The following is a 21,240-nucleotide window of genomic DNA, read 5'->3' on the forward strand; positions in this document are numbered from 1 at the left end:
CAGTACACACAGAAATTGGCATGACTTTTAAAGCATTTAAGAGGCCCTCATCTCTAGGTCTTGGGTATCAATGGACTAAAGAGGCTCTTGCTCTAAATTTACCCAAGCAACGAATTATCGGTGTATATAATATCTCCATTTGGAGAGACACCGTAGAAAGTATTGAATACAGTCATGATATTGATTATGCTGTTTATCAATTTGCTAACGGTGCTGCTCCCAACGGTACGGTAAATTTACCTACATTGGGAACAGGACGTTCTGCAAATACACTTTCCGCGCAAATTGGTGTTTATTTCTAAGCGAGTTATTGTTGTGAACAGAGTCTCGAGCCCTTAGTTCGTTACTGCATTCAATGTTGACTAGGGACTTGTTTCTTTTAAAGCATTTCCTTTATTTGTTTTTTATGATAGAACTGTTTTTTTTGCAAAGGCTATGAGGTTTAACTGTGTCAATTAAATCAGATAGATGGATAGAGAAAATGGCTCTTGAGCAGGGAATGATCGAGCCGTTTCAACCGGGTCAAGTGCGTCAAAATGAGCGTGGGCGTATTATTTCTTACGGAGTATCCAGTTATGGATACGATGTTCGTTGTTCTAATGAATTTAAAATTTTTACTAATATTAATTCTGCAATTGTGGATCCGAAAGCTTTTGATGAAAACAGTTTTGTTGATGTACAATCTGACGTATGTATCATACCACCCAACTCATTTGCCTTAGCTAGAACAGTAGAATATTTTCGTATCCCACGCAATGTATTAACTATATGTCTTGGTAAATCAACGTATGCACGTTGCGGAATCATTGTGAATGTGACTCCTTTAGAGCCTGAATGGGAAGGTCATGTGACACTGGAGTTTTCGAATACAACAACGCTACCTGCTAAAATCTATGCTCGTGAAGGCGTGGCGCAAATGTTATTTTTAGAAGCTTCCGAAGTTTGTGCTGTTTCTTATCGTGATCGTGGTGGTAAATATCAAGGGCAGACTGGTGTGACATTACCACGCACTTAACTATAACCCCTTCATTTCAAATGTACGCAATCTCTTTATTGGGAGGTGAGGTACTCACGTATTTCCCATAAATAGTTACAGCAGGAACTTTTTGCCATTGCGTGATGTAAGCAATACGCATTATTCCTCTTCTGGAAGCTTATAATGCGCACGTGATCCATTTACGCGTTCACGCAATTCCTTACCTGGTTTAAAATGGGGACTATATTTTGCTTTAGTCACTACTTTTTCTCCAGTTTTTGGATTATGAGCATTGCGAGGCGGACGATAATGTAGCGAGAAACTACCAAAGCCCCGAATTTCAATCCGTTGATTTTTAATGAGTGCTTCACTCATTAATTCCAATATCCTATTAATCCCATCAGCCACTTGTTTTTCAGTAAGATGTGTCATTCGAGCAGCGATGTGTTCAATGAGTTCCGATTTAATCATAACCACCTCGTTATTGTCGCGTATTCCAAAGCCTGTCACCAATACAGATTTAGGTGCTGACAATGTCCCTTATCTATAAGTATAGATCGGGTAAAAAATTATTCAATTTTTTCAAGGTGCTTAGTAATCATTCTTTTTTTCGTACGTGTACATAGGCAAAAACAATCCCCCAACTCATCTCAACCAAGGTTTGAGTAACCACTATAAATTTCTTACTACGCAAGGCTTTACTAATGGTTATAATTGTCATTAGACACGGTAAGCGCTCAAGGCGTGTGCATAGTTTTTCCCAAGTTGGATTAAACACAGCGGTGGAATTAATAAAAATAAAGGTTGCTTCATTTAAATTAACTTCAAGAAAATCACCAAGGATAAATTCGATTTTATTTGCTTGTGTGGTATAGTTTTTTACAATTGCTAGTTGTGTAACTTGTTTACAGGCTTGAAAATATAACTCTGGGAGTAGTTCCACACCCACACTTTTACGAATTGGATAAACCATGGCACAGGCTAACACTGCTTTACCGATACCACAGCCTAAATCATAAAATACAGTCTCATCATTCAGTTTAGTTAGTGATAACAGCGCAATAAAAGGTAAAAATTTGATTTCTCCATAAACATAATCAAGAGTATCATATTTTTTTCGTGCCTGTTGCGACAGAATAAAGCCATTGATGTTTTGGTACAGCTGGTGAAAAACTCGAGCATGATTGGTCAAATTTAAGGATTTTTGCCATTTATTAATATGAAATTGTTTTCTTTTTAACGGAAAATAAATAAAAAAAACTGCAATTATAGGTGCTAAATAAAGAAACAGATATGTTGCGTCAATCAATACAAGCCCTTCTTTTTTAAGGAATTAATAGTTAAGACTGAGGATCATTGACAGTTCATCATCCTCTTCTCTATAACTGGCTAGGCTGATTATGATAAGCTGCGGTCAATGCTTAAGAAGATCATGCTACAACATTGGATTTATGACAAGCCTAATTTTGCTAGTTTTAATATACGGTAATTTTTAATTTTAATACGCAAATTGTGTAAATAATTTTTCGTGGTCTAGAATTAGGATGAAATGAAATTTTAGGAAAGAGTTTTTATTTTGAAAACAATTTCTTTATGTAATCAAGCGAGTGGTTAATATTTCCTTAATTTAGATTTATTAGAATTAAGATATCTTTTTAGAGTAGGAGCAGGTTATGAGTAGTAACAGTTTTTTTAAAGCTCCTGAACGGCATGCAAATCAGCGGGGCGAAAATTACGAAGTAATTAATGTAGGAGGTGAGCAATTTCATGCCGTAGCAGTGGCCTTAATTGATTATTTGCAAAGTAATTCTCAAGTTAATGATGTGAGCATTAAAAAAATACTGCGTGGTTTTTCACAATATTTTCCTCAATATGTTATCCATAATTCTCCTTCGATGCCTTCTACCGATCTTATGAGACGATTATTAAATAGTCCAAGGAAGACAGAATTGATTGAATGTATGGCTTATGTTCTCCGTCAGTTAACCGTCGATGAATTATATGCAGATCATGTAAACTTAAATTATCGCAATGTTTTTGAGCATTTGACTGCCAAAACAGCAAAAAACTATTTACGAAAGCCTGATACTCAATTACCTGTATGTGCGCTAAAAGCGTTGCAGCATACTTTAGGATTATCCATTATATTATCTTTTAAAGAACCTGGAAAAGAATTAAGGAGGCGCGAAAAAAATTTTGATAATAATCACGCAGCATTACTTATTCAGGTTCAAGATTATAATAAATATTATCCTCAGGTGAAACACAAGGAAGATTTTTCCTCTGTTGGTCAATTGGATGTAACGGTTAAGCCTATTGAAATACCTAGTGAAAATGAAGGAACTATTAACGATATAGTTTCTGCAATAAATACTGATAATCAGGAGCGATTGCACACTTACGAGCAACAAACTACTAAGATTCTAAGTATGGTTGCTGCAGGAGAACTTAGTTATGAGCAATTACGAGATTACTATATTGTTTTAGTACCTTTCCAACTGAATAATGCCCCCTTCATTACCCAGTTACAACAAACCATAAATCCGGTTATTGTCAAGGCACAAGTGCATCCAGAGCAGCACACAATTCTGTTAGCTACTACTTTGGCAAGTTGGATTGCTGCTGGAGCAATTACAGAAGATCAATTATTTGATCGCATTGAAAATATCCAGGTTGGAACTTTAGCTCGATAAAAAAACCTCCTCTTTCATATGAGGAGGTGAAAGAAGACAATAAACTTCCGTTGTTTTTCTTCTTATTAAAGGTAACCGTGAGCGTTCATCCAGTCATCGTTTACAAATTTAGACATATAATTACGAATTGAATCAGGTAGAATAACCAGACATTTTTGTCCTTTACTTAGTGATTTTGCTACCTGTAAAGCAGCCCACATTGCTGCACCTGACGAACCACCCACCAACAACCCCTCTTCACGTATAAGTAATCTTGCTGTATGAAATGAATTAATGTCATTGGTTTTAATATAATGATCAATTAATTTATTATTTAATACGGCAGGGAAGAAGTCGTAACCTATACCTTCTACATCATAAGATTTAATTTCTGTACCGCCGCCTAAAATTGAACCTTCAGGATCAACGCCAATAATTTGGATAGCAGGATTGAATTCTTTAAGACGTTTGCCAATACCAGAAATAGTGCCACCTGTGCCTACGCCAATGACCACCATATGTAAATCCTTGCCAAAATCATCAATGATTTCTTGTGCCGTACCGCGATAATGTGCATTGGGATTATTAGGATTTGCATATTGATCAAGAATATAGGAGTGCGGAATTTCAGCTTGTAATTTTTTTGCAAGAGAAATATGACTTTCAGGATCATTAAAAGCTGCTTCAGTAGGCGTACGGTAAATTTTTGCTCCCAAGCGTTCAAGTACAGATTGTTTTTCTTGGCTCATCTTTTCTGGCATGGTGATGATTAATTTATAACCCAATACCGCAGCTGCCAGTGCAATCCCAATCCCAGTGTTCCCTGAAGTTGGTTCGATCAGCGTGTCTCCTGGTTTAATTAAACCATCTCGCTCAGCATTTACTACCATTTCATAACCAATACGATCTTTTACAGAACCACCTGGATTAAAAAATTCACATTTTGCATAGAGTTCGCAGTCAAGCTCCTTACCTAAGCGATTAATTTTTACTACTGGAGTATTGCCAATAGTGGTGAGTATATTGGGATAAATCATGCGTGTAGTCCTTTATTTAGAGTAAATAGATGGGTTATAGGGTAATGGAAAAAACAAATTAAGTCTTTATGAAGAAGATAAAATCTTATCTGGGGTGGTGATTTTAATATTTATAATTTATATTTAATAAGTTAACTAACCGTGCAGGGAGCAAATAATGATAAATCATAAGTCAGTAAAATGGGGTTTCGCTGTGGTTTTTTCTTTGGGATTAAGCGCATGTAACATGTGGGACAGGCAAGGTTCACGCCAAGCAAATTCGCCTTATGAGCCCATGCAGTCAAAACATAAAGAAGTTTCTCACAAAGCGAAACCAGTACAAAAAACTTATGCATCTAAAGATCCTACGCAACAAGCAACACCTGGTCCAGTACGTAAGGCAGCACCGCAGTTACCTGTAATCCAATAAGATTTATACAGATTACATCACTAATCCAACCCTCTCTTTTCTAGCAAAATAGGGTTGGATTTATTTATTGCTCACATTGGGGAGCAATCATTTCTTCGGGCCTTACCAACTCGTCAAAACGTTCAGCGGTTAAAAAGCCTAGCTTTACTGCAGCTTCTTGTAGAGAAGAATGGTCAAGGTGTGCCGTTTTTGCAATCTTCGCTGCTTTATCATAACCAATGTGCTGATTCAAAGCGGTGACTAACATCAATGAGTGATGCAAATAATAATCAATGACTGCATAATTAGGTTCTATTCCTTCAGCGCAAAATTTCTGAAATGAATGGCATGTGTCAGCTAATAAATTAGCTGAATGCAGCACATTAAAAATAATTACTGGCTTAAATACGTTCAGTTCAAAATTACCTTGGCTGTCAGCAATCCCCACCGTTGTATCGTTGCCTAGGACCTGAGTGCACACCATTGTCATGGCCTCACATTGAGTTGGATTTACTTTACCCGGCATAATGGATGAACCCGGTTCATTTTCAGGAATAATTAATTCACCGATACCACAACGAGGGCCTGAAGCTAACCAACGAATGTCATTGGCTATTTTCATTAGGGCGCAAGCCAAAGTTTTCATTGCACCATGAGCAAAAACTAGTGCTTCATGTGAGGCTAAAGCGGCAAATTTATTTTCAGCACTCACAAAGGGTAACTGAGTAATTTGTGCAATGTGTGCTGCAACTTTGCTAGCAAATTGTGGATGAGTATTTAATCCAGTGCCAACGGCAGTACCTCCTGCAGCCAATTCATATAATTCAGGTAAAACGTCCTGAAGTCGTTTGATACACGAATCAAGCTGAGCTACATAACCAGAAAATTCTTGACCTAAAGTAATAGGAACTGCGTCTTGCAAATGAGTTCTACCGATTTTAACAATGTCTTTAAACGCGTTCATTTTAACCGCTAATGCATTTCGTAAATTTTTAACGGCGGGGAGTAATTTTTCATTAAAAACAATCGCTGCAGCAATATGCATGGCTGTTGGGAAGGTGTCATTGGAGGATTGAGACTTATTTACATCATCATTAGGGTGGATCGGTATTTTGCTGCCCATTTTCCCACCCGCTAATTCAATGGCGCGATTGGAAATTACTTCATTTGCATTCATATTGGATTGTGTGCCACTTCCTGTTTGCCAAACGTGCAATGGAAAATGATCATCTAATAAGCCTTTACCGACCTCATCTGCTGCTTTAACAATTAAATCAGCTTTATCTTTAGGAAGTTTACCTAAGTCCATGTTTGTGAGCGCAGCAGCTTTTTTTAAGATACCAAACGCATGAATAACTTCACGTGGCATAATGTCTTTGCCAATATTAAAGTGATGTAGAGAGCGCTCAGTTTGTGCACCCCAATATTTATCCTCTGGGACAGCAATTTCGCCCATACTGTCCGATTCAATACGTGTTCTACTCATGGTACGTGGTTCCTTGGTAAAAGATAAATTTTCGTTTAACCTGCACTTCAATCTGGTCGTTCGTCAAGATTTTTACATAGTGACTCAGCAGTTACAAATTTTATCACATGAATGATTATGAAAGAATTAGAATGCTTATTTTGTAGGTATTCCTTATAAAAAATAGAAATAAATTAGGGAGTGGTTGACATTTCTATTTTCTTGGTGAAAATAGTTTCCTACCCCAAGTTAGGGTGAAAATAAGTTTTTTTTTAGGAATATTAGGTGAGAATAGTACGTATTTATCAACCTGGCAATTACCAAAGTGGCCAGCTTTTAGAACTTTCTCCAGAGGCAAGTCAACATGTTGGTGTGGTTTTGCGCATGCAGGTGGGTGAACGTCTCACTTTATTTTGTGGTGATAATCGTGAATTTGAGGCACTGATTACCACCGTGAAAAAAAAGCAAGTTGTAGTTACCGTAGGTGCAGTAAACGAGGTGAATAAAGAATCACCTTTAATGGTCCATTTAGCTCAGGCTATTTCCAAGGGAGAGAGGATGGAGTTCGTGATGCAAAAGGCCGTAGAATTGGGTGTTACCAGTATTACTCCCCTTATTACTGAACGTTGTGTGGTTAAGTTAGATAAAGAACGCATGACAAAAAAACTGCATCAGTGGCAGTCGATTGTTATTGCCGCTTGTGAGCAATCTGGTCGTAATATTGTGCCAACAGTACATCAACCTTGTACGTTAGCACGTTATTTGCACGAAGTTCAGTCTCCATTAAAATTACTTTTACATCCTGGCGACAATAAAAATTGGCGTGCTTATTCCTTTACACAAGCAGATGTTGCTTTATTAATTGGCCCTGAAGGCGGTTTAACCCGAGATGAAATCTTATTTGCTAAAAAGCACGCGTTCCAGCTTTTATCTTTGGGCCCAAGAATATTGCGAACAGAAACGGCAGCAATTACTGCATTGAGTGTGTTGCAAGCCCTCGGTGGTGATCTATAATAGAGTATTGGCTTCATACATGAATTTTAAATAACAGAGGTTTTATTTATGAGTGATCTTATTAAAACGATAACAGATGCAAGCTTTGACCAGGAGGTAATAAGCGCTAATAAGCCTGTATTGGTTGATTTTTGGGCTGAATGGTGTGGTCCTTGCCGTGCATTGACTCCAATTCTGGAAGAAATTGCAGCAACTCATGGCAGCGAAATTACTTTTACAAAAATTAATATTGACGAAAATCCCGAAGCACCCGCAAAATTTGGCGTAATGAGTATTCCTACTTTGATTTTATTTAAAAATGGTCAAGTTGAAGCGGTTAAAATGGGTTTGCTATCCAAATCTCAATTAAGTGCTTTTGTTGAAAGCCACATGTAAAATACATGTTTTCTTTAATAAAATGTTGGATCTTAAAGTAAAGTTGTGATACTGTTTGTCCTATGTGGCCCCCTTAAAATTTTTTTAAAGTCACATAGGCAGCAGAATCCTTAGCTGCTGTTCTTAATATAAATTTTCTCGGATAACTCAATTCGTAAACAACAAATCAAGTGAGAAGTATGAATCTTAGTGAACTTAAGCAATTGCCTATTGCCGATCTCTTCAATATAGCACAAGAGATTGGTGTCGAAAATCCTTCACGTATGCGTAAGCAAGAAATTATTTTTGCCATCCTTAAAGCCCATGCCTTAAAAGGGGCAGATATTCATGGTGATGGTGTTTTGGAAGTCTTGACTGACGGTTTTGGCTTTTTACGATCAGCAGATGGTTCTTATTTAGCCGGTCCTGATGATATTTATGTTTCACCAAGTCAAATTAGACGTTTTGGTCTACGTTCTGGTGATACTATTTCTGGAAAAATTCGCCCTCCTAAAGACAGTGAGCGTTATTTTGCTTTGTTAAAAGTGGATGAAATCAATTATGATTCTCCTGATAGTGCCAAGCGCAAGATTCTCTTTGAAAACCTTACTCCTTTATTTGCTTCAGAACGTTTGGTTATGGAACAAGGCAATGGCAGTACGGAAGACTTAACAGCTCGTGTGGTTGATTTATGCGCTCCTTTTGGCCGTGGTCAGCGAGGGTTGATTGTTTCTCCTCCAAAAGCTGGTAAAACGTTAATGTTACAAAACATTGCTCGTTCCATAGAAAAAAATTATCCAGAATGTTACCTCATCGTTTTATTAATAGATGAACGTCCTGAGGAAGTAACTGAAATGCAACGCTCTGTTAAAGGAGAGGTGGTTGCCAGTACTTTTGACGAGCCTGCTAACCGACACGTTCAAGTAGCAGAAATGGTCATTGAAAAAGCCAAGCGTTTGGTTGAACACAAACGTGATGTGGTGATTTTATTAGATTCCATTACGCGTTTGGCTCGTGCTTACAATACGGTAATTCCTTCTTCAGGTAAGGTATTGACGGGGGGGGTAGATGCCAATGCCTTACAAAGACCTAAGCGTTTGTACGGAGCGGCACGTAACATTGAGGAAGGTGGTAGCTTGACTATTATTGCTACAGCCCTAGTTGATACTGGTTCTAAAATGGATGAAGTAATTTATGAAGAATTCAAGGGAACTGGTAACATGGAAATTCACTTGAGCCGTAATATTGCTGAGCGCCGAGTTTTTCCAGCAATTAACATTAATCGTTCAGGTACTCGTCGTGAAGATCTTTTATTAAATCCTGAAGATTTACAACGTACGTGGATCTTACGCAAAATTCTCCAATCTATGGATGAATGTGATGCGATTGAATTCTTAATTGAGCGCATGAAAAATCATAAAACGAATACTGAGTTTTTTGATGCAATGAAACGTCAGGAATAATAGAGATAAAAAATTCTTATCTTCTTGATAAGTTGGCAAAAAAGTAGTACCTACGTTCCGCTATGTGTCCGCGTGATTCAGAAATCTTGTTTTACTAGAGTATTTACGAGGGTAGTCGCAGGACGTAGGTCAACGAAGCAATTTTTCTCGGTAGTTGTTACTAATGAAGTTTGTTGAGAAGTGACACATCCTCTCCTTGAGGTCATTGCTATTAAGTTTTTGAAGCTCGTGCCAAGGCTGCTCTTCAGCATGGATGGATCGAAATAATTGTCAGACCTTATCCAAAACTTAATGGTAATGTTCTTGGGGTTGGCCCTGAGGGGCACCTTTTCCCTTGGTGGAGAAGGATTTTACTTTAACCCTGTGAGCCGAGATAGTGCGAGGAATTTTTAATGAAATACTCTGATCTCAGAGACTTTATAGAGCAATTAGAATCACGTGACTTATTAAAACGTATCGATTATCCGGTATCACCTTATCTTGAAATGACCGCGGTCAGTGATCGCGTCTTACGTTCTGGTGGACCGGCTCTTCTTTTTACTAATACTCCTCATCATCACATGCCGGTTTTAACTAATTTATTTGGTACAGTTGAGCGTGTGGCCATGGGCATGGGTGAAGAAAGCATTAATGCCTTAAGAGAGGTGGGTAAATTATTGGCAGCATTAAAAGAACCTGATCCCCCTAAAGGGTTCAAAGATGCGTTTACTAGAGTACCTTTGTTAAAACAGGCATTAAATATGGCACCAAAATACGTCAGCGGTGCCGAATGCCATACCCATGTTTGGGAAAAAGAGGCAGTCGATTTAACCTCCTTGCCGATTCAAACTTGTTGGCCTGGAGATGTTGCTCCATTGATTACTTGGGGATTGGTTACTACTAAAGGACCTCATCAGGACCGTGAAAATATGGGAATTTATCGCCAGCAACTTTTAAGCAAAAATCAATTGATTATGCGCTGGCTGTCACACCGTGGAGGTGCTTTGGATTATCAAGCCTGGCAACAGGCTTACCCTGGTGAGCGTTTTCCCGTGGCTGTAACTTTAGGTGCGGATCCTGCGACCATTCTGGCTGCAGTAACGCCGGTACCCGATAGCTTATCTGAATATGCTTTTGCTGGCTTATTACGTGGTCAACGTACTCGCCTTACTCGGTGTATTGGTAATGATTTGCATGTACCTGCCAGTGCAGAAATTATTTTAGAGGGCTATTTGCAGCCTGGAGTTGATGCTCCTGAAGGGCCGTATGGGGATCACACGGGTTATTACAATGAAGTACAATCTTTCCCAGTGTTTACGGTGGAGCGAATTACTCATCGTGATCGTCCGATTTACCACAGCACCTATACAGGTCGTCCACCGGATGAGCCTGCTATATTAGGTGTTGCTTTGAATGAAGTGTTTATTCCTTTATTACAAAAGCAATTTCCGGAAATTGTTGATTTTTATTTACCGCCTGAGGGTTGTTCTTATCGTTTAGCCGTAGTGACCATTAAAAAGCAGTATCCTGGCCATGCGAAGCGTATTATGATGGCGGTGTGGTCTTTTTTACGACAATTTATGTATACAAAATTTGTGATTGTCTGTGATGAGGATATTGATGCTCGTAATTGGCAGGATGTAGTATGGGCCATGACTACACGTATGGATCCTTCGCGGGACACAGTGATGATGGATAACACGCCCATAGACTATCTTGATTTTGCCTCCCCAGTTTCGGGTTTGGGCTCAAAAATGGGTATGGATGCAACCAGTAAATGGTTGGGTGAAACTCAACGTGAGTGGGGGAAACCCATTGTTATGGATGAGGACGTATTAAAAAAAGTAAATGGCTATTGGTCCTCATTGGGACTAGGAGCATGAGTAGGAAAATAGTTAAAGCCCATATAGAGCAGATAACTCCCCTGACTGACAGTATTACGCAGTTAATTTTAATACCTGAAGAATATGTAGATTATCAAGCAGGACAATATTTGCAAATTCTTTTAGGTGAAGAAGCATTGAGTTATTCAATCGCAAATGCTCCTTTAGGTTCACGTAAGTATGAACTGCATATCCGACATAACCCGGAAAATTTTTGCATGCAACGTTTGTTTGCTCACATTAAGAAAGAAGAAAGTGTAACTATTAATTTGCCTTTTGGAGACTGTAGTCTCGAACATCTAGAAGTTCATCGCCCTATCTTGTTTATTGCGGCTGGAACTGGCTTTGCACCAGTAAAAGCAATGATAGAACAATTATTATTTAATGCAGATAGGCGATCTTTTGAGTTATTTTGGGGGGCGCGTATGCAAAATGATTTGTATATGGATGAAAAAGTAACTCAATGGCAGGCTCATGTCTCTGGCTTTCATTATTTTTCTTCCCTTTCTGCGGAAAACTCACAACCATTGATTTCTTTTGTAGTTGCCAGACATCTTGCCGATCTGAATGATTGGCAAATTGTTATTAGCGGGCCTTATGATATGGTATACAGTACACGTGATGCCTTAATTGAATATGGTGTAGAACCTGAGCATTTATTTTCTGATGCATTTAGTTTTTTATCAAAATAAGGGGGCTTTATGCAAATGTTGTATGAAATTTTAGGTCTTATTGGGGGAGGAATAATTCTTTTTATTTTGTACCGTTCAATTAAAGGGAATCCTGCTCAATTCAGCAAAGAGAATTTAAACAAAAGCTTTTTCACTATGGGTGTGTTAGCTCTTGTTTTGATTGGTTTTATTGCATTAATGGTGTTTATGTTGCGCAGTACGTAACTTAATGTTTCATTTTTGGATTATGATACTGTCCTTTATGCTCTTTCAAATACATAGCAAGATGTGGATTATTAATGGGTAGTTCGCTGGCATCTGCAATTAACTTGCATTCTTCAACGTAAGTCATTTGGCTGCTGTCATCAACCAGTAAGCGGTACCAGGGATTACGGGCGGCAAATTCTCGTTTTGGTGCCTGCGGATTGTAGCGACCGGAAGCCTGAAATAAAGGATCAACATCTACAACAATAGCTCTGTAGCGACTGTATTTGTGAATTACTAAATCTCCTATATTAAATAGAGCGACTTTATTCATTGAAGGCTCCTTTTTCTTAATTGGCAATAGAGTCTAGTTGTTTTTTCCAAATTTATGGCCACTTTGATTCTATATCGGTAAATTGACATTTCTCTTAAGTTATAATTCAAGGAATGATGTATTCGCGTCGCATTGTAACAGCCAGAATAATCCCTAGTTCATAAAGTAAACAGAGTGGTACTGCCAGCATAATTTGTGAAAAAACATCAGGAGGGGTAAGAAGCATCCCCATTATAAAGGACCCGACAATAACATAAGGACGTACTTTTTTCAGAGTAACGACATCAAGAATGTTTAGTTGAACTAAAATAAAGCAAATTAAAGGTACCTGGAAGCAAAAACCAAATAACAACAGCATACGAGTGATGAAGTCCATGGCTGAGGCTATATCAGGCATATAACGAACTCCCTTAGGCACAGCATGAGTGAAAAATTGAAACATGAATGGTAGTACAAGATAAAAGCAAAACAATACCCCCATAATAAATAAGATGAGACTAAGGGTAAGTATACCTCGGAGGAGTTGTTGTTCGTTTTTATAAAGTCCGGGACTAATAAAACGCCAGAGTTGAAATAAGGCAAAAGGTGCACTAAATAACATGGCTGCATCGGCAGCAAGTTTGAGAGGGGTAAAGACTGGAGAAGTAATTTGGGTGGCAATTACTATTTTTTGCCCTGAAAGGCTATGCAATAAGGGGTTGATTAGGACATGGAATAAATCGTTGGCGAGGAAAAAAAATAATGTAAAGAGAACGCCAAACCACACGAGTGTTTGAATGCTGCGGCGACGTAGTTCAAGAAGGTGGATTAACATAGGAATAGAGAGTTAAGCGTCGACAGGTGCACTATTCTTCATACCCAGTCGTTCGGGACGTATTTCTTGGATGCGATTAAATGAATCCACAAAAACCACCGTTGGTTCTACATTGGCGCAATTTTCTTCCAATACTTGGGTAAAAGTAGCAATAATCACCAGATCTCCAGGAGTTACAAGATGCGCTGCAGCACCATTAACGCAGAGATTGGTAGATCCAGGCTTACCAGTAATGGCATAGGTTTCAAAACGAGTACCGGCAGTGACATTCCACACATTGACAGCTTCATAAGCTGCTATATTTGCTGCTTTCAAAAGCTCTGGGGAAATGGTGATACTCCCTTCATAGTCCAAATCGGCTTCAGTCACGCATGCACGATGGATTTTTGATTTTAACATTTTTCTATAAACCATTATTCTTCCAACCTGATTCATTGTGTGCGAATTTTACCCCATGTTAACAATTTTATGCTAGTTAAATTTAAGAGCTGTTGATAATTTATTGTCCGCTTAACTTGCTCTCTTGGCTGCCGTATAAGTGAGTACGGCACAGCAGGGATGAATATCAATATAATGAATGAGGTACGGAAAACCTATTATGATTCTTTTGAATAATCAAATATCTCTTTCATAATTAAAACTAAGAAACTGCAGTGAAGTCTGTTGAATTGTCCAGTTCAGAGTGTTTTTGTCTGTTTTTATAGGTATCAATAGCAAATAGTCCAACTCCAGTAAGCGCAGATGCAATTCCTAACCCGGCTACTATCACACCTGGCACACCAAAAGTTGCTGCATTTAGTAAAACAAAAGCAGTTGCAACCGCAGCACAACCTACTACTGCCATAAAACCACTTAAAACCAGCATGCTAATATTAATCATTGATAAAGAAATATTGTGATGTTCTATTGTGTTATGCGTTGAATTTTGGCTGGCATCATCGATGTTGTTGGCGCTTTTATTTAGCAACTTCAAGTTTGCATTAACCACTTCCGCTTCATTATTTGATTTATATTTATTCTTTTGTTCATCCATCGATGTAGGTCCGTTTTCTGAACTACCAGATAGATCAAGAATATTGCGTGTAGTCCATGCGCCACAATATACATCATTTAGCTGGACACCTTGATATTCTTTTTTAAATGACATATTGCTTGCTATTACGGAACCGTAAATAGAGGTAATTCCTTTTTTAAGTTCGTGTTCCATAGCCGATGTTGGATAAAATAGTGAAATAAACCAAGGTCTTGAGTCAAGTAAAGTAGCTTGATTTGTATTTAGATTGTATTCTAACGTCACCCAGTGATTTCGTTTAAATAACCCAAATATTTTTTGTTCTTCTGCAACCGGAATAAGTATTTTATTGTACTTTTTTTCTTCCGATAAGTCTTTTAATTCGTTAATTCCTTCACTAATTGTTTGTAGCATTTGCGTATTCGTATTTTCAGTATCGGTTGATGGATCAAGAACAATAGATGAATTGTTAATATAATACGCATAAGTTTCTATATCACCGCTTATATACCGTTTTTTTTGGCCTAACAAAGATGGAGAAACCATAAAAATTTTACGTATTTTATTGGGACAATAGCGAATTTCATAAGACATATTAAATCTAAAAAAATTATGGGGTAGTACTTTATTATAAACACTTAACATTAATGTTTTATTAAGTTAACAAATTGGATATTTTTAAATCTTTATGCTGAATTGAGGATTTAGAAAATAATGTCAATTTAATTTAGGTAATAATCTCAGTAAATTTATTACCTGACTTTCTTCATCACTCACGACCATTGCTTTTAACAACAGCCGCATGAGGTTTGAGACCTATCTCTGGTGATCGATCTCGGTGGGTCTGCCACCATCTCTTCCACAGCTTGCTATGACATACCCTCAGATTTGTAATTCAACCCCACGTATCAAATGCTAATAAAAACAAGCAGATTAGCTTGTTTGAGTCATCATGGAAAGACCATATTCAGATCGCAGTATACGGAAAATTTTAGAAAAATATAGTGTAATAGTGGGAATGAGCCATACTGTTTCACCTATAAATTAAGACATTTTTTATTCACTTGGTTAAAAAGCCAAGGTGTTCATAATGCACTAATACAACCTTATTCAGACCATGAAACCTGCGCCTCACTTGAAGTGTACTCGAAACTATCTTTATCGAATGTACAAGAAGCTTATGATGAAAAGATCAAAAATTTTCCAGTGTGAGGGCTAATTTTGGCACTTCAGCGCCCGATCTTTAGTTCCAGGCCATCAAGATAATTTTTTGTTTCATCTGCAACCTGTATTAATTGATAATACAATTTTTCTAATGATTCTGTGTGCCCAGCCTTGCGGTAACGCTCTAAATACTGGCAAGCATAACGCATGCGAACCGTTCCACAATAAGTTGCTCCACCCTTCATCTTATGGGCTAATGCTTCAACGCGATCCCAATTTTTAGCTAAAAAAGCCTCTTTAATTTCTTCTTTCTCTTTGGGGATTTGTTTAGACATTAGATTTAAAGAGTCCTCTATAAGTTTATAACAATTCTCACCATAAATTTCAGTTGCCACCTTCATACTAAAATAAGGGTACTGATCTAACATAAAGAGTTCTTCTTCTGTATCGGGTAAATCACGGCCTAATCCGGTCTTAGGTGGAGTGGATTCTTGCTGAGTAGGTATTGACTGCTGGGTATTTTGGGAATTAATATTTTCATTATTTGATATAAATTGTTGAATCAAACTCTTAAGATTATCAAAGCTGGCAGGCTTAGTTAATACTTTGTCCATACCTGCTTGTAAACATTCTGGTTCAGCTATTTGGGCTGCATGTCCTGTTAAAGCAACAATAGGAACCCTTTTTTTATGATTTTCTTTTTCCCAAGCACGAATATTTTTTGTTGCTTCGATTCCTGATATACCAGGTAAACCTATATCGCTAATGATTAAGTCAAAATTATGTGTTTTAGCAAGTTCAACGCCTTTCTCTCCGTCCTCTGCCGATTTAAATCGACATCCCGCTCTTTTTATCATGGATTCAAGGCCAAGCAATGCTGGTTTATTATCTTCAATCAGTAGTAGAAAAGGAGCAGTATCAGGTAGAGAATCATCATCAATAGGTTGGGAAGATTTTGATATGATATTCAAAGAGGTTTGGCTCACCTGTTGAGATCTTTGCTCTTGCTCAGGCACAATTTGAACAGCATCTTTCTGATCGCCTAGTTTAAAAGATAACGTGAAGAAGAAGCGACAACCTTTGCCTTCTTCACTTTCTACATAAATACGGTCTGCTCCTAATAACTGCACATATTTTTGTGCAATGTATAAACCAAGGCCATTCCCTTTATAAACACCTTTATAAGATGGATTGGCTCGAAAAAAACGGTCGAATATTTTATCTTGTAATTCTGCTTTAATACCAATTCCTGTATCAATTACACAGACATTAAGGGTAACGTTGTCCTTATTTTGCTCAATAAATTTGACTTTAACACCTACATAACCCTTATCTGTAAATTTAATTGAATTTCCTAATAAATTAAGCAAGATTCGGTATAATTTCGATTTATCCTTTATTAGATAAGCAGGAACATTAGCATCGACATTGACAACAAAGTCAAGACCTTTTGATTTAATCATTGGCATTTCAAGATGGCCAATAGCCTGAATCAATTGGCGCAAATCAAAGCATTCTTCTTTGATATCTTGTTCAGTATAATTGTCAGTAGCAATAGAGTCTAAGATATTATCGCAAAATTCTAATAATTGCTCCCCGCTTTCATATAACCATGCTGCTTCTTGCTCGCCTCCTAATCCTATTAGTTTGTCTTTTAAATCATCGGATATTGTAACGACTCCTGTCAAAGGAGTGCGCAAATCGTGACTAATATTTGCAATAAATTCAGATTTAGCACGACTAGCTGCTTCCGCAGCTTTCATCGCTTGGTAAAGGGCAGCCTCTATTTTTTTGCGATCGGTAATATCTACAGATATACCTAAGATCCCGCTAATGTTATTATTTTTATCTTTCAATGGTATTTTTTTAGATAAAAAATAAACTTTTTGCCCTTTACGATTAATAAAAATTTCTTCTGAGCTAATAGTGCAACCTGTCTCTAATATTTTCTTATTATTCTCTATGATAACTTCTGCGTTTTCTGGGGTTTGAAAAGAAGACACATGGAGTCCTACAATCTCTGAGCTATGTTCTAAGCCAAAATCACACGCCTGTTCATCGTTACATCCTAGAAAATAATTATCTTTATCGAGCCAATATACGTGTCCAGGCAAATTGGCCATAATATTATTTAAAGCTAGTTCTGTTTTTTTATGTTTGAGGTCAAGTTTTTGAAAGTTTTCTCGTTCCTCTGAAATGTCAAATGACATCCCAATCAAACCTACGACTAGAGCGTCTTTTCCAAAAACTGGCATTTTGTATGATATACATATTCCTAATGTTTTGTTTTTCCTTAGGATAGGTTCTTCAAATTCCAATGTCTTTTTAGACGTGATTACCTTTTGATTATTACTTTCTAAAGTAGCTACTATATCCGGGTAATCTTTCAGAATTGGAAGATCTGCATTTTTCTTCCCTACGATCTCGTCCTTATTATTTAAGCCAAAATCGATTGCTTGTAGATCATTGCATGATTGATAAACGCCATCTTTATCCAGGAAATAGATATGAATAGGCAAAAGCGAGAATAAATTACTAAAATTTACTATTATTGATTTAAAATCATCCAAAACGTCATCCTTTTTCTAATTCCATTACCCTATTAGGTGTAAGATTTTTAAATTTTATGGAGATAGCTTTCATTAGATTTTCATTATATGCGGAAATGACCTCTTTGTAGATATAATCTAACGCCAGATTTCTTTGATTGGGGTAAATTTCAAACTCATACCCTTCTTCTGCCAATATGAGCATAACAGCACATTCTTCTAGCAAATATTCTTTGCTTAAAAAAAACGCATCGCCATATTCTCTTACCATTTTATCAGTATTTCTTTTTAAAAAATCGCTTGTAGTGTCATCAACTGATTTTTTAAATTGTTCATCACTATGGTAGAGTTGATTAATTATGTGTGATTTTGTATTATATTTTTCATGATTAAGCCAATAATCCCAACGTGAAATTTCGTATGGAATCGTAAGTTGGTTTATAAAGCGAGCATTCCTCATGATCCACTCATCTCCCAATAAATTAGATTGCTCATGTATTTCGTTTTTATCTAATAGGGAAACTATTTCCATCGTATGTCTTTGCAAACTATCGCAGACCATTATTATACAAAAATCAAAATTATTATTTAGAGCGATGAGAGTAGCTCGAAATTTATCACTTTCATGGGGTGGCTGTCCCACACTTATGGTTAAAACACATTTTGAGTGAATAAATTCATTTTTTGTATCTGATTTTAATATAGCTTTTTTAGTAAGATTATTATTTAGCATCCCAATGACTCCATTAAATGATTTAGGATTGTTCATCTACATAAATCAATGACCAATATTTACCGCCATGTCCAAATTTTTAAATAATAAGCAACCGATTAAATTGACGATGGGCAATATGGATAATTTACTTACCAAATAACCACCATAAGACAAAATTTTCACGATTCTAGTTAAGTGCTAAGATTCTTGGCTCTGATTTTTCGATAACGGTCAAAATTGTCCGATTACTGCTTCATTCTGTTGATATGAGGTAGCCAGTAATTACAAATTTTTATTAAACTTATCTTTAGCAAGATAAGTCTCTCTTTTTTAAAGATCCATAATATAAAATAAAGAACGTAACTATACCACACGTTAAAAAACTTAACAAAAATCCACCCATTAACAAATAATCTTTAACTAAATATCCATGTAGTGCTGTGAAAAACTGCATTATATTAAATCCACCAAAAGTTAATAATGAAAGTCCTTCGGCATTTTTTTTACGAAATATAGTAACTGCTTGTGGCACAAACAATATTGCATTGAAAAATAATCCCAGACTAAAAACCAAATCAACAAATTGGCTAAACGAAAACAACATTTAATAATCCTTATTAATTTACACCAATTGCAAAATTTAATTAATTTGTCAAATTAATATTCTAAAATGGAGTTTCAAAATCTTCTATAGAATCATTATCATCGTCCTTATATTTTTTTGCTCGGTTACCAGATGGTATAACCTTCACTTCATTAGCCGTTACAGAATAACACCATCAAGCTGCATTTTGTACCTCAATAATCTCAGCGATTTTTATGTTTCCATTATTCCCAATAACATAAATGGTTCGATAAGCTTTGCTAAGTCGAATAGAGCGCTGCCCTTTCCGATCACCTTTAAGTGGCTTATCATAGAAGCCAGGAATTTTGCGAACAGCCAATAACCCATCATGTCCTACGACAACTCCAAGAATGCAATTATCGCCATTCGCGTTATATTTATTGAAACTGGCTATAGCAGTACTGACTTGTTGTGTTCTGGCAGTATCACACCATGGATTGCAATTATCAGTGCTGGGATCAAATTCATAAACTCCTAACAGTAATTGTAGCCTCATAGGACAAAGCTATATCAGCCATAGCTGTATTTTGTCCGTTTACTGTAGCAACTATGGAATAAAATGTTTTAACCACAGTGAAGCCATTTCTTTTAGCAGTCTGAAAATCTTTCGCCATTTCATTTTTCATAGTCTGGATATTATTTTGTATTTGAGCATCGGTGTATACTTTGCTGTGCAGAATCGTAATTAATCCCACGAGTGATGGCCCATGAAGAAAATGCACTTAAAAAGCACATACTTGGAGTGGAATTGGCCAGAGTTTAGAACTCGCAATATTCCCCATTGTTCCAGCCGTGCATGATAGAGGTAGAGCTAAGCATGTAAAAAGTAAATGCTTTTTGATTCCTGATTGCATAATCTATTTAGCTATACTGAGTTTGGTCAAAAAACTGAAAATTAAGACCGGGCTCAGTATAACTTTCTTACTTCAAAGACACAATTATATTATGGTAGTTGTCGTAAAGGTTGGCGTTATTGAATAAGGCGTGAGTCCAAGATATTTTTATCGAGAATAATTGCACCTGTCTGAAATTAGTATTCGCATCATAAGCAGGATATAATCTTGCATAAAGCAGCTGGATCTACTTTAAGTATCTACTGTACTAAATTTTATTATTTTTCTAGGTGAATTAGTGAAGCATCGTCCACGCAAGCGTTTTGGTCAAAATTTTCTAAAAAGCAAACACGTTATTGAAGACATTTTGCGTGCTATTAATCCACAGCCTGAAGATAATGTAATGGAAGTAGGCCCTGGTTTGGGTGCTTTAACTGAACCTTTGCTACGCCGATTAAAACAGTTGATAGCTGTTGAAATCGATACTGATTTACAAAAATATTGGCTTGAATTGCCTGCGGCACAAGGAAAATTAAATTTAATTGCAGCAGATGCTTTAACTGTTGATTACAGTCAGTTCGGCGCAAAGTTGCGAATTATTGGGAATTTACCGTACAACATTTCTACCCCGCTATTGATCCACTTATTGCATTTTACGCCATTCATTGAAGACATGCATTTTATGTTACAAAAAGAAGTAGTGGAACGTATGGCTGCACAACCAGGGACTAAAGACTATGGACGCTTGACGGTGATGTTACATTATCATTGTGAGGTTGATTATTTATTTGATGTTCCCCCTGAAGCCTTTGATCCGCAACCTAAAGTTAATTCAGCAGTGGTGCGATTGCTACCTTATCAAAAATCACCATTTGCCAAAGTTTCTTTTAAACAGTTAGAGCGTTTAGTCGCCACGGCCTTTTCAATGCGTCGTAAGACTTTAAATAATAACCTAAAAGGGATAATTTCTGCAGAACAGTTAAATAATTTAGGGATTGATGGAAGGAAAAGACCCGAACAAATTTTGGTCTCAGAATATGTTCAGCTAGCGAAATTTGTTTCCAATTAGTGTAAAATTAAATAATTAG

The 21,240-nt window shown here is 36.9% G+C and carries 24 protein-coding genes; 11 read left to right on the forward strand and 13 right to left on the reverse strand.

The features are described 5' to 3' along the window. A partial coding sequence (locus WA877_RS10410) for an LbtU family siderophore porin (protein WP_425170848.1) occupies positions 1 to 302 on the forward strand: 302 nt, incomplete at its 5' end. Positions 303 to 448: 146 nt separating this feature from the next. Beyond that, on the forward strand, positions 449 to 1,015 hold the full coding sequence (gene dcd, locus WA877_RS10415) for a dCTP deaminase (protein WP_425170849.1): 567 nt from the start codon (positions 449 to 451) through the stop codon (positions 1,013 to 1,015). 120 nt (positions 1,016 to 1,135) lie between these two features. Here the strand turns inward: dcd and WA877_RS10420 are convergent, their stop codons facing one another. Both WA877_RS10420 and WA877_RS10425 read right to left on the reverse strand, forming a co-directional pair. Continuing rightward, complete coding sequence (locus WA877_RS10420; protein WP_425170850.1) at positions 1,136 to 1,447, reverse strand: integration host factor subunit beta; 312 nt, start codon at positions 1,445 to 1,447, stop codon at positions 1,136 to 1,138. A gap of 127 nt (positions 1,448 to 1,574) precedes the next feature. After that, the gene (locus WA877_RS10425) at positions 1,575 to 2,285 is read right to left on the reverse strand and encodes a hypothetical protein (RefSeq protein ID WP_425170851.1); all 711 of its coding nucleotides are present in this window, start codon (positions 2,283 to 2,285) and stop codon (positions 1,575 to 1,577) included. A 364-nt stretch (positions 2,286 to 2,649) separates the two neighbouring features. Between WA877_RS10425 and WA877_RS10430 the strand changes: the two genes are divergently transcribed. Beyond that, entirely contained in the window at positions 2,650 to 3,669 is a 1,020-nt protein-coding gene (locus WA877_RS10430; protein WP_425170852.1) for a hypothetical protein, read from the forward strand. Positions 3,670 to 3,734: 65 nt separating this feature from the next. On the opposite strand, the gene WA877_RS10435 is transcribed toward WA877_RS10430, so the two are convergent. Then, positions 3,735 to 4,685: a pyridoxal-phosphate dependent enzyme gene (locus WA877_RS10435; protein ID WP_425170853.1), complete on the reverse strand. Its 951-nt coding sequence runs from the start codon at positions 4,683 to 4,685 to the stop codon at positions 3,735 to 3,737. A 157-nt stretch (positions 4,686 to 4,842) separates the two neighbouring features. Between WA877_RS10435 and WA877_RS10440 the strand changes: the two genes are divergently transcribed. Continuing rightward, positions 4,843 to 5,094: a hypothetical protein gene (locus WA877_RS10440; protein WP_425170854.1), complete on the forward strand. Its 252-nt coding sequence runs from the start codon at positions 4,843 to 4,845 to the stop codon at positions 5,092 to 5,094. Positions 5,095 to 5,158: 64 nt separating this feature from the next. On the opposite strand, the gene fumC is transcribed toward WA877_RS10440, so the two are convergent. Next, a complete protein-coding gene (gene fumC, locus WA877_RS10445) occupies positions 5,159 to 6,559 on the reverse strand; it encodes a class II fumarate hydratase (protein WP_425170855.1) in 1,401 nt (466 codons plus the stop codon). A 264-nt stretch (positions 6,560 to 6,823) separates the two neighbouring features. On the opposite strand from fumC, the gene WA877_RS10450 reads away from it, so the two are divergent. The 6 genes from WA877_RS10450 to WA877_RS10475 all read left to right on the forward strand — a co-directional run bounded on the left by WA877_RS10450 (position 6,824) and on the right by WA877_RS10475 (position 12,127). Beyond that, positions 6,824 to 7,552: a 16S rRNA (uracil(1498)-N(3))-methyltransferase gene (locus WA877_RS10450; RefSeq protein ID WP_425170856.1), complete on the forward strand. Its 729-nt coding sequence runs from the start codon at positions 6,824 to 6,826 to the stop codon at positions 7,550 to 7,552. A 48-nt stretch (positions 7,553 to 7,600) separates the two neighbouring features. Next, positions 7,601 to 7,927 carry a thioredoxin gene (trxA, locus tag WA877_RS10455; RefSeq protein WP_425170857.1) on the forward strand — a complete coding sequence of 109 codons (327 nt, stop codon included), beginning with the start codon at positions 7,601 to 7,603 and terminating at the stop codon, positions 7,925 to 7,927. A 179-nt stretch (positions 7,928 to 8,106) separates the two neighbouring features. Next, positions 8,107 to 9,369, forward strand: a complete 1,263-nt coding sequence (gene rho / locus WA877_RS10460; RefSeq protein WP_425170858.1) for a transcription termination factor Rho — start codon at positions 8,107 to 8,109, stop codon at positions 9,367 to 9,369. A 392-nt stretch (positions 9,370 to 9,761) separates the two neighbouring features. Further along, positions 9,762 to 11,231, forward strand: coding sequence for a 4-hydroxy-3-polyprenylbenzoate decarboxylase (ubiD, locus tag WA877_RS10465; protein WP_425170859.1), 1,470 nt, complete (start codon positions 9,762 to 9,764; stop codon positions 11,229 to 11,231). Continuing rightward, positions 11,228 to 11,923 carry an NAD(P)H-flavin reductase gene (locus WA877_RS10470; protein ID WP_425170860.1) on the forward strand — a complete coding sequence of 232 codons (696 nt, stop codon included), beginning with the start codon at positions 11,228 to 11,230 and terminating at the stop codon, positions 11,921 to 11,923. Before ubiD ends, WA877_RS10470 begins: the two co-directional genes overlap by 4 nt. A 9-nt stretch (positions 11,924 to 11,932) precedes the next feature. Further along, positions 11,933 to 12,127 carry a hypothetical protein gene (locus tag WA877_RS10475; protein ID WP_425170861.1) on the forward strand — a complete coding sequence of 65 codons (195 nt, stop codon included), beginning with the start codon at positions 11,933 to 11,935 and terminating at the stop codon, positions 12,125 to 12,127. Between the two features lies 1 nt (position 12,128). On the opposite strand, the gene hspQ is transcribed toward WA877_RS10475, so the two are convergent. The 9 genes from hspQ to WA877_RS10520 all read right to left on the reverse strand — a co-directional run bounded on the left by hspQ (position 12,129) and on the right by WA877_RS10520 (position 20,014). After that, positions 12,129 to 12,440, reverse strand: a complete 312-nt coding sequence (gene hspQ, locus WA877_RS10480) for a heat shock protein HspQ (RefSeq protein ID WP_425170862.1) — start codon at positions 12,438 to 12,440, stop codon at positions 12,129 to 12,131. A gap of 106 nt (positions 12,441 to 12,546) precedes the next feature. Beyond that, positions 12,547 to 13,254 (reverse strand): twin-arginine translocase subunit TatC, encoded by a 708-nt coding sequence (tatC, locus tag WA877_RS10485; protein WP_425170863.1) that lies wholly within the window; start codon positions 13,252 to 13,254, stop codon positions 12,547 to 12,549. A 12-nt stretch (positions 13,255 to 13,266) separates the two neighbouring features. Next, on the reverse strand, positions 13,267 to 13,668 hold the full coding sequence (gene panD, locus WA877_RS10490) for an aspartate 1-decarboxylase (protein ID WP_425170864.1): 402 nt from the start codon (positions 13,666 to 13,668) through the stop codon (positions 13,267 to 13,269). Positions 13,669 to 13,894: 226 nt separating this feature from the next. Next, positions 13,895 to 14,860, reverse strand: coding sequence for a hypothetical protein (locus WA877_RS10495; RefSeq protein WP_425170865.1), 966 nt, complete (start codon positions 14,858 to 14,860; stop codon positions 13,895 to 13,897). A 635-nt stretch (positions 14,861 to 15,495) separates the two neighbouring features. Beyond that, the gene (locus WA877_RS10500) at positions 15,496 to 18,000 is read right to left on the reverse strand and encodes an ATP-binding protein (protein ID WP_425170866.1); all 2,505 of its coding nucleotides are present in this window, start codon (positions 17,998 to 18,000) and stop codon (positions 15,496 to 15,498) included. Positions 18,001 to 18,004: 4 nt separating this feature from the next. Continuing rightward, complete coding sequence (locus WA877_RS10505; RefSeq protein ID WP_425170867.1) at positions 18,005 to 18,712, reverse strand: hypothetical protein; 708 nt, start codon at positions 18,710 to 18,712, stop codon at positions 18,005 to 18,007. Positions 18,713 to 19,001: 289 nt separating this feature from the next. Further along, positions 19,002 to 19,298, reverse strand: a complete 297-nt coding sequence (locus WA877_RS10510; RefSeq protein ID WP_425170868.1) for a PQ-loop domain-containing transporter — start codon at positions 19,296 to 19,298, stop codon at positions 19,002 to 19,004. Between the two features lie 175 nt (positions 19,299 to 19,473). Beyond that, complete coding sequence (locus WA877_RS10515; protein WP_425170869.1) at positions 19,474 to 19,815, reverse strand: hypothetical protein; 342 nt, start codon at positions 19,813 to 19,815, stop codon at positions 19,474 to 19,476. Further along, entirely contained in the window at positions 19,784 to 20,014 is a 231-nt protein-coding gene (locus WA877_RS10520; RefSeq protein ID WP_425170870.1) for a hypothetical protein, read from the reverse strand. The genes WA877_RS10515 and WA877_RS10520 overlap by 32 nt, the downstream gene beginning before the upstream one ends. Before the next feature lie 436 nt (positions 20,015 to 20,450). Between WA877_RS10520 and rsmA the strand changes: the two genes are divergently transcribed. Beyond that, positions 20,451 to 21,221 carry a 16S rRNA (adenine(1518)-N(6)/adenine(1519)-N(6))-dimethyltransferase RsmA gene (gene rsmA / locus WA877_RS10525; protein WP_425170871.1) on the forward strand — a complete coding sequence of 257 codons (771 nt, stop codon included), beginning with the start codon at positions 20,451 to 20,453 and terminating at the stop codon, positions 21,219 to 21,221. Positions 21,222 to 21,240 lie beyond the last annotated feature (19 nt).

It is taken from the genome of Legionella sp., from assembly GCF_049790535.1.
Classification (GTDB): domain Bacteria; phylum Pseudomonadota; class Gammaproteobacteria; order Legionellales; family Legionellaceae; genus Legionella.